The organism is uncultured Turicibacter sp. (assembly GCF_938044715.1).
Taxonomy (GTDB): Bacteria; Bacillota_I; Bacilli_A; order MOL361; family Turicibacteraceae; genus Turicibacter; species Turicibacter sanguinis.
The window spans coordinates 1-16,287 of sequence record NZ_CALIOS010000135.1 but is presented as its reverse complement, the minus strand read 5'-3'; the positions used below and the strand labels follow the sequence as shown (position 1 = coordinate 16,287).

The window sequence follows — 16,287 nt, the reverse complement described above, 5'->3', positions numbered from 1 at the left end:
AACAGTCTTTTTTGCATACTTTTTAGGTAATTGTTCACTCTAAAGAATGAATAGTATTTTGGTAAATTTTTGACGCTATTAATCTAAAGGTCAAAAGGATACTCATTGATTTCGTTATAATAGAGGTGAATTGAATGAAGAAATGGATTGGTTGGTTACTAGTATTAGTTGTCATTTTAGTGTTAGGAGGATTTCTTTTAAGTCGTCCAAAAGACGTGTTATACGATCATGTGCAGGCAACAACGCAAGATTTGACGACCTATTATAGTTTTAGCGGGAATGTCGAAGCAAAAGATGCACAGTCCTTAATTTCAACAACAATGTTTCAAGTAAATGAAATTCTAGTTGAAGAGGGACAGTGGGTTGAAAAAGGAGAAGTATTATTAACAACGTCTCAAGGTATGAAATTAGAAGCAAGCGTATCAGGTGAAGTGTCAACGATTTATGTACGTGAGGGAGATTTAGTGACAAGTGGTACCCCTCTAGTAGATGTGACGGATTATGAACACTTACAGATTAAAGTTAAGGTGGATGAATATAATATTATCCCGGTATCGGTTGGAAAAGAAGTGAGTGTTCATGTGAATGCGTTAAATCAAGATTATTCTGGTAGTATCTCTCATGTGACGAAAGAAGCACAAATCAGTAGTGGGATTGCCTACTTTATAGCGACAGTTGATATCGAAGAAAATGCGAATTTATATATTGGAATGTCATCAGAAGTGAAGCTTGTCAATGAAAGTGTGACAGATGCCATTGTTTTACCGATGGATGCTATTCAATTTAAATCGGATGAAACACCTTATGTTTATTACCAAAATGAAAATGATGAAGTGATAAGCAAAGATATTACGGTTGGGATCAGTGATGGTGTCTATGTGCAAGTGTTGAGTGGCGTTAATCAAGGTGAGGACATACTAGTTCCTAAAGCTATCGAAATTAAGACCCCTTTTGAAATGATGAAGCACTCGAATAAATAGAGGTGAATCAGATGTCAGAAGAAATTCTATCAATGAAAAGTATAGTCAAGTCCTATGTGCTAGGGGATGAGGAGCAAGTTGTTTTAAAAGGCATTAACTTCCGTGTTAATGAAGGAGAATTTGTCTCTATTTTAGGGCCATCTGGTTCTGGAAAATCGACGATGATGAATATTATTGGCTGCTTAGACTGTTCGACCAGTGGTTCATATATTTTATCAGGACAAGATATTAAAGATTTAAATGAAAATGAATTGGCGGATATTCGTAGTCATGAAATTGGATTTGTTTTCCAATCGTTTCAATTGCTACCAAGATTGACGGCTTTACAAAACGTTGAGCTTCCAATGATATATGCAGGAATTCCATCACATGAACGAAAAGTAAAAGCAAAGGAAATGCTTGAACGAGTTGGACTTGCTAATCGTATCCATCACTATCCTAATCAATTATCTGGTGGGCAACAACAACGTGTTGCGATTGCAAGAGCTATTTCTACAAATCCAACGATTTTATTAGCAGATGAACCGACTGGAGCATTGGATCAAAAAACAAGCAATCAAGTGATGTCATTATTTAAAGAATTAAATCAAGAAGGTCGGACAATTATTATGATTACACATGATGAAACGATTGCCAAAGAAGCATCAAGAATCGTGCGGATTTTAGATGGAAACCTCTTAGAGGAGGTGATAAATCGTGTTTAAAGAAAGTATCATTATGTCTTGGCAAAATATCATTTATAATAAAATGCGTTCCTTTTTAACGATTTTAGGGATTGTAATTGGAGTTAGCTCAATTATTGCCCTTATCTCGATTGTAGAAGGCGTAACAATGGAAGTGACAAGTCAATTTTCTGAACTAGGTGCAAATAAATTAACGATTCAAGCAAAAGGCACGCCATTAAAAAAAGGATTAACCGATTATGAAGTACAATTATTAGCCGATATTGATGAGGTTAATGGTATATCTCCGACAATAAGCACGACAACCTCTGTTGTAGGAAACGGACAAGTCCATGATAAAGTGACAATCGAAGGAAAAAATGCTTCATACTTTAAGTATAATCAGTTGGCATTAAAAAGTGGGCGATTACTTAATTCGATTGATTTATCTCAACAATCAAATGTCGCTTTAGTCAGCGAGTCGCTTGCAGATACCTTGTATTTTGGTGAACAACCGATTGGGCAGTATCTGTTAATTAACGGAATTTCTTATCGGATTGTTGGGGTTTTAGAAAAAACAGATCAAATGGATATGATGTCTTCAATGTCAGGTAAGCAGTCAGAAAATAGAGTGATTGTGCCGTATCAAAATTTAATGGGATTAGTGGGCCTCAATTGTATTAATAATGTTGAAGTTTATATGCAAAATAATGCAAATGTAGATGAAATTATTGGGAAAGTTGAGCTAATTTTAAATCAAGCATTTAATTACAAAGAGAATAGCTATAGCATCATTAACATGGAGGGGTTACTTGATACAATTCAAAGTATGAATTCGATGATGACCATGATGCTCGTTGGGATTGCCTCGATTGCGTTATTAGTCGGAGGGATTGGGATTATGAATATGATGCTTGTTTCTGTCACAGAGCGTACGATGGAAATCGGACTTAAAAAAGCCTTAGGAGCAAAGCCTCGAAGTATTCAACTTCAGTTTTTAATTGAGTCGATTTTTCTTTCGTTATTTGGTGGAGTTGTAGGATTAGTACTCGGAGTTATGATTGCTTTTGTAGTGGCCTTTATTATTGGATTTACACCGAGCATTTCTACTAATTCGATTGCATTGGCTTTACTATTTTCAGGTGGGGTAGGGGTGATATTTGGTTTAGCTCCTGCTAGAAAAGCAAGTCAATTAAATCCCATTGATGCTTTACGAAGAAGTTAAAAGTCTATCAATCACCTATACCTTTTTTTAGAGGAGGACATATATTAAAAATAGGAGCAAACTATCTTATTTTTAAACTTGTAACTAGTCCCCCTAATACAGGATATCTTTGCTTTAAACGTTTGGATAGATTCCAACAATATCCTGTTTGCAAATAGAAAGAGTGATAGATATGGTCTTAATTGGATTTTTGCATCATAATAAAAATCCACAAAACGTAGAGAAAGCTGTATATGTAGCCAAAGCAGCCAAAGCACAGCAGGTAGAAATGATTTATTTCGGTACTGAAGATGTTGATTTAAAAGAACAGACAATTAATGGGTATATCTTACAAAAAGATGAATGGGTAAGAGTGACATCTCCATTTCCACAGGTGATTATTAATGCAGGAAGCCCTCATAAATTTGATAATAACATTATCAGTGCTTTAAAACAAAAAATTCCTTTTACAAGTGTTCCAATCGGTAATAAAATGGAAGTTTACACGCGAATTAAACAATCGAAAAAGTTTACATCGTATTTAATTCCAACAGAAAGTGTGTATAAAGTAGAAGATGTTCAACGATTTTTATCAAAGCATCATCAAGCCATTTTAAAACCAATTAATGGTCATCAGGGAGAAAATGTATTATACATAGAGAAAAAAGGGCACGAATATATCATCAATGATAAAGGATATATTAATCAATACAATGAAAGATGGTTCGCTTCTTATATAAAAAAACGATTGGCTAAACGTAAATATTTAATTCAGGTTTATATTCATTCAACAACAAAAGATGGTTTTGCTTATGATATAAGGTTACATATGATTAAAAATAAGGATGGAGAGTGGCAAACTCCTATCATATTTCCACGGGTTTCAACGACAAAGAGTGTTGTAACAAATTGTGCGAGTGGTGGAAAGTATGTAGAACCTTATGAATTTTTATCACAAAATTTTTCGATAAAAAGATATCAAATAAAGCGAACACTTGAAGTGTTTGGAATTGAGTTATCAAAACATTTAGATCAGTTACAGATCCAACAAAAAAAACAAGTCTTTGATGAACTTGGAATTGATATTGGGATTGATAGTCGAAATTATATTTGGATTTATGAAGTCAATTGGCGTCCAGGATTTATTTATCCTACAGAAAATGAAGATAGCGTGATTGCTAAAAATTTAGTAGAGTATGCTATCACCTTAATTAAATAGGCTTAACAAAGAAAGTCTTTTAAGACGAGTTTCGTTTTAGAAGATTTTTTTTGTTAAATCTAATTAAAATTGTCTGAAAAAACCGTATAAAAACAAATTAAATACAAATTTAGACAAATCAAGCGCCTGGCTTTAGATATAATAAAAAAGATGTTTAAAAGGGTATCTTAAATAAAAACATGTAAATGTTTACAATTTAAAAGGATACCTTTACAGGGATGATATTAGTTATAATAAAGATATATTCTGTAAGCAGAATGATGAACAAGGGGGATATCAATTATGATTGAATTTACATCAGGTGATCGTTATTTATTTAATGAAGGAACACATAAACAACTATATAAGAAGTTTGGATCTTTTGTTGTTCGTGATAATGAAGAAGTGTTGGGAACGTATTTTTGTGTTTATGCACCACATGCTTCAAAAGTTTGTGTAGTAGGGGATTTTAATCATTGGAATGGAACGCATCATGAGATGCGAAGAGATGATGGGATTTGGTCATTGTTTATTCCAGGAATTGGTGAAGGTTCTATCTATAAGTATGAGATTGTAACGGCTTTTGGTCAAACCATTTTAAAGGCTGATCCATATGCCTTTTATGCGGAACAACGTCCAAATACGGCTTCTATTGTTTATGATATTGAGGGGTTTGAATGGACAGATGCAGAGTGGGCGAAAAAACGTCAATTTTCGAATATTTTTGAGGAGCCATTAAATATTTATGAACTTCATTTAGGATCTTGGAGACGTAATAAAGAATTAGTAGAGTCTGAAACGTTTCATAGCTATACTGAAATTATGGATGAGTTAATTGAATATGTTTTAGAGCATAGTTATACGCATATTGAATTGATGCCTTTATATGAGCATCCATTTGATGGGTCATGGGGATATCAAGCAACAGGATACTATGCGGCAAGTAGTCGTTATGGTGAACCAAAAGATTTAATGATGTTAATTAATCGTTGTCATGAAGCGGGAATAGGGGTCATTATGGACTGGGTACCAGGACATTTTTGTCGTGATGCTCACGGTTTATTTAAATTCGATGGAGAAGCAGTCTATGAGTATCCATATGAGGATGTAGCCGTTTCAGAATGGGGAACAGGAAACTTTGATTTAGGTAAAGGAACAGTTCGCAGTTTCTTAATTTCAAATGCTCTTTTTTGGATGAAGTATTATCACGTAGATGGTTTCCGTGTCGATGCGGTTGCGAATATGATTTATTGGGATGGAAATAAGTCTCGCGGTGTGAATCATGGCGCTGTAGAGTTTATTCAAAAGTTAAATGAGGCAGTTTTCTTAGAAGATGATAAGATTTTAATGATTGCTGAAGATTCAACCAGTTATCCGTTAGTAACAGCACCAGTATCGGTAGGTGGACTTGGTTTTAGTTATAAATGGAATATGGGATGGATGAATGATACGTTAGATTACATTGAATTAGATAATATTTATCGCCCATATCACCACAATTACATTACTTTTGCAATGGCTTATGCTTACAGTGAAAACTTCGTTCTTCCATTCTCTCACGATGAAGTAGTTCATGGAAAGAAATCATTAGTGGATAAGGCACCAGGTGATTACTGGCAAAAGCTTGCACAATTTAGATTGCTATGTACCTATCAAATGACGTTGCCAGGGAAAAAATTGAACTTTATGGCGAATGAAATTGCACAGTTTCATGAGTGGAAAGATAAAGAACAGGTGGATTGGCATTTATTAAAATATCCGGCACATGATGCTTCGAATCGTTATATTAAAGATTTAAATAAATTGTATTTAAATGAGCCAGCACTTTGGGAACTTGATCACTCATTTGAAGGATTTGAATGGATTGATGTGAATAATAATGAGCAGAGTATTTTCTCTTATATCCGTAAATGTAAGAATGCGGATGAATTTGTTGTAGTGGTACTAAACTTTAAACCAGTTCCATATCATCAATATAGAGTGGGGGTTCCATGCTTTGGAGAGTATACAGAGGCCCTAAATAGTGATCGTGATTATTATCATGGTTCAAATCAATATAATGGATTGCCATTAGTGGCGAAAAAAGGGATGACACATGGGAAACCATATTATATTGAAGTAACGATTCCACCTTATGGAGCAACGATTTTTAAATATCGTCCACTCGAAGAAGAAACAGAGGTAGAAGAAGGGTTAGAAGTTGAACTAGCTTAACACACAAGAAATGGGGGATGGGGTTGGCTGTCAATGTTGTGGCGATTATATTAGCCGGGGGAAAAGGGACGCGCTTAAAAGAATTAACGATTCATCGTCCAAAACCAGCTATTTCGTTTGCTGGAAAGTATCGATTGATTGATTTTGTTTTAAGCAATTGTACGAATTCAGGGATTGAACAAGTAGGGGTTCTAACACAGTATGAACCCCTAGAATTAATTAGTTATATTGGAGAAGGTAGTTCGTGGGATTTAGATGTTCATGGAGCATCTGTTACGGTTATGGGACCATATACTTCACGTGATTATGGATTTTTATGGCAAGGTGGAACGGCCGAAGCTGTCATTATGAATATGCCGTTTATTGAGCAGTATGATCCTGATTATTTACTTGTCTTATCTGCAGATCACATTTATAAAATGGACTATCGTAAACTTATTGACTATCATATTGAAAAGCAGGCTGAGTTAACGATTTCAACGATTCGTGTTCCAAAAGAGGATACCAGTCGTTTTGGAATGTTAAAGGTTAACGATCAAAATCGAATTATTGAGTTTGAGGAAAAGCCAAAGGAGACGGATAGTCAGTTAGCTTCAATGGGAATTTATGTTTTTAATTGGAAGAAGTTTAAAGAGGAGATTGTCCATAAATATTACAAGCATTTGTATGAAGGTGTTGATTTTGCTCAAGATGTGATTCCACATTTTATTGAAGCAGATAGCGCTGTTTATGCATATGAGTATGAAGGGTATTGGCGTGATGTTGGAACAGTAGAAAGTTATTGGAAGGCTCATATGGATTTACTTGGCACTCAAGATGAGCTACAATTACACGATTATAGCTGGCCAATTTTTTCTAAAACACCAAATTTACCCCCACATCATATTCTTCAGGGTGCTAAAGTGAAGAATGCTTGGGTGAATGAAGGATGCATGATTTTTGGCGAAGTGTATAATTCGATTGTTGCTCATCGATGTGTGATTGAAAAAGGTGCTGTTGTTGAAGATAGTGTGATTTTAACGAGCGCATTTATCGAACATGATTGTTATATTAAGTATGCAATTATTGGAGATGAAGTCGTTATTCCGGCGCATACTGAATTGATTGGTCGTGAGGATGAAATTTTACTTGTGACTCATGATAATCTTGAGGAAATACTTGAAACTCAAAGTAGGGGGGATTGAGAGTGAAGAATAAGGCCTTGTGTGTAATTGATGGAACCAATACGTCTCAATCGTTGCAGAATTTATTAAATCAACGTTGTGTAGCCGCCTTACCATTTGCAGGACGCTACCGATTAATTGATTTTGCTTTATCTAATGCAGTGCATTCAGGCATTACGAACGTATCAATCTTTCCAGACGGTGACTATCATTCCTTAAGTGATCATATTCGTTCCGGCAAGTTTTGGGGCCTTGATCGTAAGGTGGATGGCCTATTTTTATTGCCTCCCAAAAAAGAAGTGAGTGCCGTGGCCAATACATTGACATTTGCGAGAATGAGGGAATATATTGAGTATTTTATGCGATCACGGCAACAATATGTTGTGATGTACCATGCGAATATTATTACATCTATTCCTTTTGAAAAATTACTACAATCTCATATTGAATCGAAAGCAGATGTGACACAAGTTTATTATCGAAATCGCTCAGTTGGTATTTTTGTACTATCTCGCGAGTACTTAATTGATTTAATTTTACGGTATGAGATTTCTCCGTATCAGACAGTGACAGATTTAGTCGAAATGTGTGATGGTTTAAAAGTTAATCATTATCACCATTCTACTTATACGAGAACGATTGAATCCATTGTGTCGTATTATCGTGCTAATTTAGATATGTTACATTATGAGTATGGATTTCAAATCTTCTTGTTAGAGCGACCTGTATTAACGAAAACAAAGGACGAATCACCAACGTTTTATAAAAAACAAGCCGATGTTTCAAATTCCTTAATTGCAAATGGGTGTAATATTGAAGGAAAAGTTGAAAATTGTATTATTTTTCGTGATGTAACGATTAAACGAGGTGCGGTTGTTAAAAATTCGGTTATTTTACCAAGGACCATTATTGGTGAAAATAGTATTATTAATAATGTGATTACAGATAAGCATGCTTATATTAATGATGGAGCTCGATTAAGTGGTCAAGATTATGCACCTGTTATTATCGGTAAAGGGCAACGTGTGATGGGGAATAAAGGCATTAGTGTAGCCCAAATTTCAACTGAATGTGTTCCCTTTTATAAAACAGGTGGTTTAGCGGATGTGACTGCTGATTTAACGAAAGAATTGATTAATCAAGGATTAAATGTGGATGTTATTTTACCCTATTTAAGCTCTTTAGCTGAACGTTATAATGAAAATTTAACTCATCAATTTCAATCCTTAATAGCAATTAATGAGTTAGAGATTCCTTATGATGTTTATCGTTATTCAAAAGAAGGGGTAAACTATTTCTTTATTTCATATGGCGAATTATCACGTGAAAATTTATATGGCTATTCAGATGATTGTCGTCGATATGAATTATACTGCTATGTGGCACTCGATTTTATTGAGAAGAGTGGGCTGAAGTATGATGTCATTCATTGTCATGACTGGTTAACAGGACTTGTTCCGTTTTTTATGAAAAATATATTTATGAAGCAGTCTGATCATTTTGCTTATACTAAAACAGTTTTCACGATTCATAATATTCATTATCAAGGGATTTGTGATGTGTCTGATTTAGGGGTTATTTCAACGCTAGCTACGATTCCAAATGAAATTATGCTATTTGAAAAAGTGAATTTTATGAAGACCGCTATTGTAATGAGTGATGAAATTACAACAGTGTCCGAAACGTATTGTAATGAAATTTGTTATCCTTATTTTGCTGAAGGATTAGACCGTTTTATTGTCGCAAGAAAAGATCATCTTCACGGAATTTTAAATGGAATTAACTATGATTATAATAATCCAGCTACTGATTTAAGTATCTTTAAGCGCTACTCTTTTAAAACGATAGAAGTTAAAAAGGAAAATAAAATGCAGATGCAACGTGAGCTAGGATTAGTCGTGAATGCAAATGTACCGATTATCGGGATGGTAACGAGAATGGTAGAACAAAAAGGATTCGATTTGATTTTAGAAGTATTTGAAGAATTAATTCGTGAAGATATTCAGTTTGTTTTACTTGGAGATGGAGAGGCGAAGTATACGAGCTTCTTTAGGAGAATGGCCGAAAAATATCCAACTAAGGTATCTGTTAACATAGGGTTCCATTCCTATAATTCTCAGATGATTTATGCGGGAAGTGATATTTTCCTCATGCCATCACGCTTTGAACCATGTGGCATTAGCCAGATGATTGCACTCAAGTATGGGACCATTCCCGTTGTGCGCGAAACGGGTGGTTTGAAAGATACGATTATTCCGTATAATGAGTTTATTCAATATGGAAATGGATTTGGTTTTGCGCATTATAATGCGCATGATATGTTGTTTACGCTTAAGCGAGCATTAGGATTTTATCGGATGCCAGAACACTGGGGGAAATTAGTTAAAAGTGCAATGGAACAAGATTTGAGTTGGAAAAAATCAACGGAAAAATATATTAATTTATATCGTCATTTAGTAAATGAAGAATAGTTTAGAGGAACTTGTGATTTAATACGGTAAGAGATCGTGTTAAATCATGAGTTTTTTATTTTCAGAATTGTTTCTTAATGAGTAATCTTTAAAATGTTAGGGTTATCATAGAAACAAGTGTTTTATCAAATAATATCGAATCTTCACTATAACAAGAAACGCGTTACATGGGTTAAAACCCTTTATTATCAATGTTTATGTGCTATAATGAGTTTATGAAATGGAAAAAAGTGTGTAACTGTTACATATGTGTTACATAATAATGGAAGGGAGTCATCTCGCTATGGCTAATGTATTTGCTAATAAAAAGACATTTAAGGAAACATTCCAAACACGTGTTGAACAAATTTATGGGATTAAGTTTGAAGAAAGTACACCACACCAACGTTACTTTACGTTAGGAACGCTAGTTCGTGAATATATCTCATCTAACTGGATTGAAACGAATGAAGCAATTGTTGAGGGGAAACACAAGCAAGTTTATTATTTCTCTATGGAATTCTTAATGGGGCGTTTATTAACAAATAATATTATGAACTTAGGAATTCGCCCGGTGATTGAAGCTGGATTAAAAGAGCTAGATATAGAATTAAATGAATTAGAAAAAATTGAAGCGGATGCAGGACTTGGAAATGGAGGTCTTGGTCGTTTAGCAGCATGTTTTATGGATTCAATTGCTTCTTTAGGATTACCAGGACACGGGAATGGTCTTCGTTACCGTTATGGATTCTTTGAACAAAAAATTATCGATGGATACCAAGTTGAAGTTCCAGATAAATGGTTACAACGTGGGTATGTATGGGAAGTTCGTAAATCAAATGAATCAGTTGAAGTTCCATTTTATGGATATGTTAAAGTTGAAAAAATAGATGGGCGTGAAGTTTATACTCATATCCCAGAAGAATATGTTCGTGCTGTTCCTTATGATGTACCAGTTGTTGGAGATATTTCAAATGGAAATAAAACAGTTGATACCTTACGTTTATGGTCATCTGAACCAACTGAAAATGAATATCCAAAAAATATGTCAGCTGTTGAATATGAAAAAGGAGTTCGTAACATCTCTGAATTCTTATATCCAGATGATTCAACAGAAGAAGGAAAAATCTTACGTTTAAAACAACAATATTTCTTCGTTGCAGCGGGAGTTCGTTGGGCAGTTCGCCAACATAAAGAAACATTTGGAACATTAGATAACTTCATGGACAAAAATGTATTACACATCAACGATACTCATCCAGCTTTAATTGTTCCTGAATTAATGCGTATTTTAATCGATGAAGAGGGTTATGATTGGGATAGCGCATGGGCTATTACAAGTAAAACGTGTGCGTATACAAACCATACTATCTTAGCTGAAGCCTTAGAAAAATGGCCTGTACGCTTATTCCAACCATTATTACCACGTATCTATATGATTACAGAGGAAATCAACCGTCGTTATTGTTTAGAATTATTAAATCGTTATGCGGATCAACCACAAAAAGTTGCTGAACTTGCCATTATCGGACATAATCAAGTGCGTATGGCACACTTAGCAATTGTTGGATCATTTAGTATCAATGGGGTAGCGCAATTACATACAGATATCTTAACTCAAATTGAGATGAAAGATTTCAATGAAATGTATCCAGAACGTTTCAATAATAAAACAAACGGTATTACTCACCGTCGTTGGTTATTACACTGTAACCCTGAGTTAACCGCTCTTTTAGATAAAGAAATCGGAACAGGGTATCATACGAATACATTTGAACTTGCGAAGTTTGAAGAAAAAATTAATGATCCAAAAGTTCAAGAGGCCATTGCTTCAATGAAGCATGCAAGAAAACAAGCCTTAGCAGAACGTATTTATCGTGAGCAAGGGGTTCAATTAGATCCAAACTCAATTTTTGATATTCAAGTTAAACGTCTACATGCTTACAAACGTCAGCTATTAAATGCAATGCATATCATGTATTTATATAACCGATTAAAAGAAGATCAAGAGTTCAAAGCTAACTTCCACCCACAATCATTCATCTTCGGTGCTAAAGCAGCTTCAGGATATTACTTTGCGAAGAAAGTTATTAAATTAATTAATTCAATTGCTGAAAAAGTAAATAATGATCCAGATACAAATCAGTTATTAAAAGTTGTATTCGTTGAAAACTATAACGTAACTTATGCTGAATTAATTATGCCGGCTGCAGATTTATCAGAACAAATTTCAACAGCATCTAAAGAAGCGTCAGGAACAGGAAACATGAAATTCATGATGAATGGTGCGATGACAATTGGAACGATGGATGGAGCAAATGTTGAAATTCATGAGTTAGTTGGAGATGAAAATAGCTTTATCTTTGGATTAACTGCTGATGAAGTAAATAATTATTATCAAAATGGAGGATATAATCCATGGGATCTTTATAACTCAGATGCACGTATCCGCCGCGTTCTTGATCAATTGGTTAATGGATTCTTAACACCAGATACAGAAGAATTCCGTGATATCTTCAATGCAGTAACACATAATGGGGATGAATACTTCGTATTAAAAGACTTCGATTCATATGTTCGTGCTCAAGAAAAAGCAAACCAAGCTTATAAAAACCGTCAACATTGGATTGAAATGTCTATCCGCAATATCTCACGTTCAGGTAAATTCTCATCAGACCGAACTATCCAAGAATATGCTGATCAAATTTGGCATGTAACACCATTGAAATTTAAAAAGTAAGTGATAATACCAATAAAAAAAGCATTCCTCATATTTAAAGGAATGCTTTTTTATTGGTGTTGATATATACAAAAACATCAATTTGCCACCCGATTGCCACCGTAATAGTTAGTTGGGTGGCAAATTAATGATTCGTTTTTCTAAAGCTGCGGCTGTTTTGTTTTGCATTTGCTCTGTAACATGAGTATAGATTTCTAGAGTTGTTCTGATATCACTCTGCCCCACTCGAGATTGAACTTCTCGTATGGTGGCACCAACTTCGAATAAGGTTGTGATGTGTGTGTGTCGAAGTCGGTGGTAATTAACTTTGAATCCTAACTTAGCTTGACTTCTTTGAAGAAAAGTTTGAAGTGATTCGAATTTAATCAATTCTCCATTTTCTCTTGTGAAAATATAATCTAAATCATTTTGATGATAATGAATGCCATATTTTTTTTGATTTTCTTTTTGTCTTATTTTCCATTCTGATAGTTCATCGCAAATGATTTGAGTGAGATATGTCTTCCTGTTACCTGCATTAGTTTTTGTAGTATCAATACGATACTCACTAATTCCTCCTAAATGCTTGCGTGTGGTAATAAGATTTTTTGTAATACTTACAGTTTTATTTTCTAAATCCACGTCGTCCCAAGTTAGTGCGAACGTTTCCCCTATTCTTGTTCCATTATGAAGTCCAAATAATACAGGTAAATAATAGTCCTCGGCATTTTTTTTGATATGGGTCAGGAGTTTAATTATCTCTTCATCAGTTAATGCTTTGGTAAGCAATCCGGGTTTTCTTTTTTTAGGTTTTATAATTTGTGTCATAATGTTTTGTTTCATATGGCCTTGTTTAACTGCTAAATCGAAAGTTTGATTTAGAACGGTATATATATCATTAAGATAACCAGCTGAACGATTAGGTGCTATTTCATTAAAAAAGTTTTGTAAAATAGCAGGAGATAATTTACTTAGATAAATGTGACCTATTTGATCTTTTATTCTGCTATTTATAATAGTTCGCCTAATTCTATTGGTGTTGTATTTAACTGTATGTTGTGTAGTTTCATACCAATAGTTACAAGCCATTAAAACAGTCCAAGATGTATCTTTAAATACTTTTCCTTTATCTTCGTATTCCTCTATTGCTTTTCGTAACGCTTGTTCACATTCTTTTTTTGTTCTAAATCCACCACGTTCTACCTTTTTTCTTTTTCCGTCTTCTGTTTTACCTATATCAAAGTAGTAACTCCATTTGTCACCACGTTTTCGGACAGAACCTTTCATTAATATCACCTAATTATAAAAGATTAAATATTTTTTGTTTTTTCTATAAATAACTTATTAAATTTACCGAGAGATAGGGTAGGAATCCCTAAATCTTTTGCTTTCTGAATTGTAGAATAATCTTCTTCGTTGTAAGGATAAGAGAAGTGATAAACTAACATAGTTGTTTCTTTATGGCGAAGTCTTCCTAATGCTGTACCTCCATGTGATATGACTATTTTAGATAATCGCTCACACATAGATAAAGGCATTGGAATAAAACTGATAGTTTCATTTTTAAATACTTCTGATAATAGATGTGGCTCATTTATATTAGTAGTAGTTTTTGTCGTATATATTTCTGAATTGGTTGATATATTAGAGGAAGTCTCTATCTCTATTCCAGTTGTCATTTCAAAGAAATCATCCATATCCATTATTTCGATTCCCAATTCTTTTGCCTTTTGAAGTTTACTACCTGCTTTTTCTCCTACAATTAGTAAATTAGTTTTCTTGGTGATAGAATTACTACTTATTTCAGCGCCACATTTTTTTGCTAATTGCATTAGATCATCTCTTTTATATGGTCCTTTTCCAGTGAATACAATATTTTTCCCATTAAATATGTCTTTTACAGTTTCAAAATCAACTTTCAAAGAATTGAAATTTTTGCCGCTATTATTTTGTGTTGATTGTTTATTAGAACTTTTGAGTGTTTTAAGTGACGTCCCAATTGGAACCCATAGTTTAGGATTTATAATTTGTATTAATTTATATAGTATTTTAACGTCTTCAGTAGCAGTATGACGATATTTGTATTCAATGTCAAAAAAGTCTATCAAAACTGACAAAGAATATGAAAATAATCCGGGGATTTCTAATCGGAAGGCGCGAACAGAATCATAGAATGGGTAATCTGTTTCAATCCAATTATAAAACATTAAGAATTTTCTATCGAAGGAACCGTTATGAGCAACAATAGGGAATTTATATCTCTTTAAGAAAGAATTAAATTTATTGATAATCTCGAAATTATCAGAAATATTATCATATCCTCTTCCATATCCAAGATTAATTTTTGAATCGTCGTTTATAATTCCTAAATGTAACTCATCAATGATTTCATTATTTTGAACTGCTATCATTGCAACTTCGAAAATTCCATCTTCAGGACTTAATCCCCCTGTTTCGATATCTAGTATAATCATTTCATTTAACAATTTAATCCTCTCCTATTTTTATAATTATATCGTTAATTATACAAATATAAGGAAATAAATACAAATATTAGAAAACAAAAAAATCCCTAAATTGATATAAATCTAAGATATTACAGTTTTGTACTAATATCTTGAATACTTATCAATTATTAGGGATTTTTTATTAGGTTAGATACACGATTTCTAATTAAACCAGTGAGAATTATTCATCATCATCCTTACTTGGATAGATGTGTTTAATAGTTTCTAAAGATGTCATAAATGCTAGTAATGCGGCAACTTCGCTATCAGACATTTTCTTTATTTTTTTTATTGTTTCTAATTTCAGAGAATTTAGATCTGTTGTAATGTACATGTTGCCGTTACCTGTTAATATCCACTCACTAGAATAACCATAAGTTTCTTCGATTAATTTCGCTAGTGTTTCAGAAAGATTATTTTTTTTTCCGTTTACTAGCAGGTTTACATAGTTAGCAGAAATGCCTAAAGAGTTCGCAAACTCAGTTTGTTTTAGGTTTTTTTCACTAAGGATCACCTTAATCCTATCTTGTAATGTCAATATAATCACCTCAATTCATCGAGGTAATTATACAACTAAACTTTAACTAAGTCAATGTAAAATGTTGTTGACAATTTAACTTAGTCAAAGTATAATCTAACTAAGTTAAATTAGTTGTATTTGAAAACTTGACTTAGTTAATTTAAATTAGGAGGTATGGAGAAATGAAAGAAATTTTGGAGAAAAATAAAAAATTAGCTATCGATAAGGTGAAGGAAATGGGGGCTGAAGAGTTGCAGAAAGTTAATATTTTTATTTCGGGAATGGAGGCGATGAAGGAGATTGAAAAACAATCAGCATAGAAGCGGGAGGGAAGAGTAGATGGCAAAAGTAGAAGTACCAGTAAGAGACAAATTATTATTAACGTTGGATGATGTGGCGGCGTTATTAAGTACATCAGTTCCAACAGTTAGAAAATTAGCAAAGATGGGAATTATTCCTTTCTTAAAAATGGGAACTAAAACCTTTGTTGACATGAATGAATTAAAAAAAGGAATTCAACAGTTAACCTATAAAAGAATTGATCTTGAAAGATTAGAAGTGATGGAGATTGATTGTAGCGATATAGGGGCGTAAGGAGGATTTGAATGATTCCTATAACACCAAGCTTTGTTTTAAAAGATAAAGACATCGTTCAATTCCAATGTGATCA

At 33.6% G+C, this 16,287-nt stretch carries 13 protein-coding genes; 10 read left to right on the top strand and 3 right to left on the bottom strand.

Translation table 11 applies throughout. From position 1 onward, the window contains the following. Positions 1 to 134: 134 nt before the first annotated feature. From QWC74_RS12955 to QWC74_RS12920, 8 genes are all read left to right on the top strand, one after another. Complete coding sequence (locus QWC74_RS12955; protein WP_006784330.1) at positions 135 to 980, top strand: efflux RND transporter periplasmic adaptor subunit; 846 nt, start codon at positions 135 to 137, stop codon at positions 978 to 980. 11 nt (positions 981 to 991) lie between these two features. Then, positions 992 to 1,684, top strand: coding sequence for an ABC transporter ATP-binding protein (locus QWC74_RS12950; protein WP_006784329.1), 693 nt, complete (start codon positions 992 to 994; stop codon positions 1,682 to 1,684). Further along, the gene (locus QWC74_RS12945; RefSeq protein WP_006784328.1) at positions 1,677 to 2,867 is read left to right on the top strand and encodes an ABC transporter permease; all 1,191 of its coding nucleotides are present in this window, start codon (positions 1,677 to 1,679) and stop codon (positions 2,865 to 2,867) included. Before QWC74_RS12950 ends, QWC74_RS12945 begins: the two co-directional genes overlap by 8 nt. Before the next feature lie 172 nt (positions 2,868 to 3,039). Beyond that, positions 3,040 to 4,065 carry a YheC/YheD family protein gene (locus tag QWC74_RS12940; protein ID WP_006784327.1) on the top strand — a complete coding sequence of 342 codons (1,026 nt, stop codon included), beginning with the start codon at positions 3,040 to 3,042 and terminating at the stop codon, positions 4,063 to 4,065. Between the two features lie 282 nt (positions 4,066 to 4,347). After that, positions 4,348 to 6,258 (top strand): 1,4-alpha-glucan branching protein GlgB, encoded by a 1,911-nt coding sequence (glgB, locus tag QWC74_RS12935; RefSeq protein WP_006784326.1) that lies wholly within the window; start codon positions 4,348 to 4,350, stop codon positions 6,256 to 6,258. 23 nt (positions 6,259 to 6,281) lie between these two features. Then, on the top strand, positions 6,282 to 7,442 hold the full coding sequence (locus QWC74_RS12930; protein WP_006784325.1) for a glucose-1-phosphate adenylyltransferase: 1,161 nt from the start codon (positions 6,282 to 6,284) through the stop codon (positions 7,440 to 7,442). A 2-nt stretch (positions 7,443 to 7,444) separates the two neighbouring features. Continuing rightward, on the top strand, positions 7,445 to 9,892 hold the full coding sequence (locus QWC74_RS12925) for a glycogen/starch synthase (RefSeq protein ID WP_006784324.1): 2,448 nt from the start codon (positions 7,445 to 7,447) through the stop codon (positions 9,890 to 9,892). 283 nt (positions 9,893 to 10,175) lie between these two features. Beyond that, positions 10,176 to 12,611: a glycogen/starch/alpha-glucan phosphorylase gene (locus QWC74_RS12920; RefSeq protein WP_055165433.1), complete on the top strand. Its 2,436-nt coding sequence runs from the start codon at positions 10,176 to 10,178 to the stop codon at positions 12,609 to 12,611. Positions 12,612 to 12,719: 108 nt separating this feature from the next. Here QWC74_RS12920 and QWC74_RS12915 read toward each other — a convergent pair whose 3' ends face one another. From QWC74_RS12915 to QWC74_RS12905, 3 genes are all read right to left on the bottom strand, one after another. Then, positions 12,720 to 13,877: a site-specific integrase gene (locus QWC74_RS12915; RefSeq protein WP_155223091.1), complete on the bottom strand. Its 1,158-nt coding sequence runs from the start codon at positions 13,875 to 13,877 to the stop codon at positions 12,720 to 12,722. A gap of 23 nt (positions 13,878 to 13,900) precedes the next feature. Then, entirely contained in the window at positions 13,901 to 15,076 is a 1,176-nt protein-coding gene (locus QWC74_RS12910; RefSeq protein ID WP_155223092.1) for a PolC-type DNA polymerase III, read from the bottom strand. A 202-nt stretch (positions 15,077 to 15,278) separates the two neighbouring features. Then, complete coding sequence (locus QWC74_RS12905; protein WP_055165424.1) at positions 15,279 to 15,635, bottom strand: helix-turn-helix transcriptional regulator; 357 nt, start codon at positions 15,633 to 15,635, stop codon at positions 15,279 to 15,281. 164 nt (positions 15,636 to 15,799) lie between these two features. Between QWC74_RS12905 and QWC74_RS12900 the strand changes: the two genes are divergently transcribed. Beyond that, the gene (locus QWC74_RS12900) at positions 15,800 to 15,937 is read left to right on the top strand and encodes a hypothetical protein (protein WP_155223093.1); all 138 of its coding nucleotides are present in this window, start codon (positions 15,800 to 15,802) and stop codon (positions 15,935 to 15,937) included. Between the two features lie 19 nt (positions 15,938 to 15,956). Then, entirely contained in the window at positions 15,957 to 16,211 is a 255-nt protein-coding gene (locus QWC74_RS12895; protein WP_155223094.1) for a helix-turn-helix domain-containing protein, read from the top strand. Positions 16,212 to 16,287: the final 76 nt, after the last annotated feature.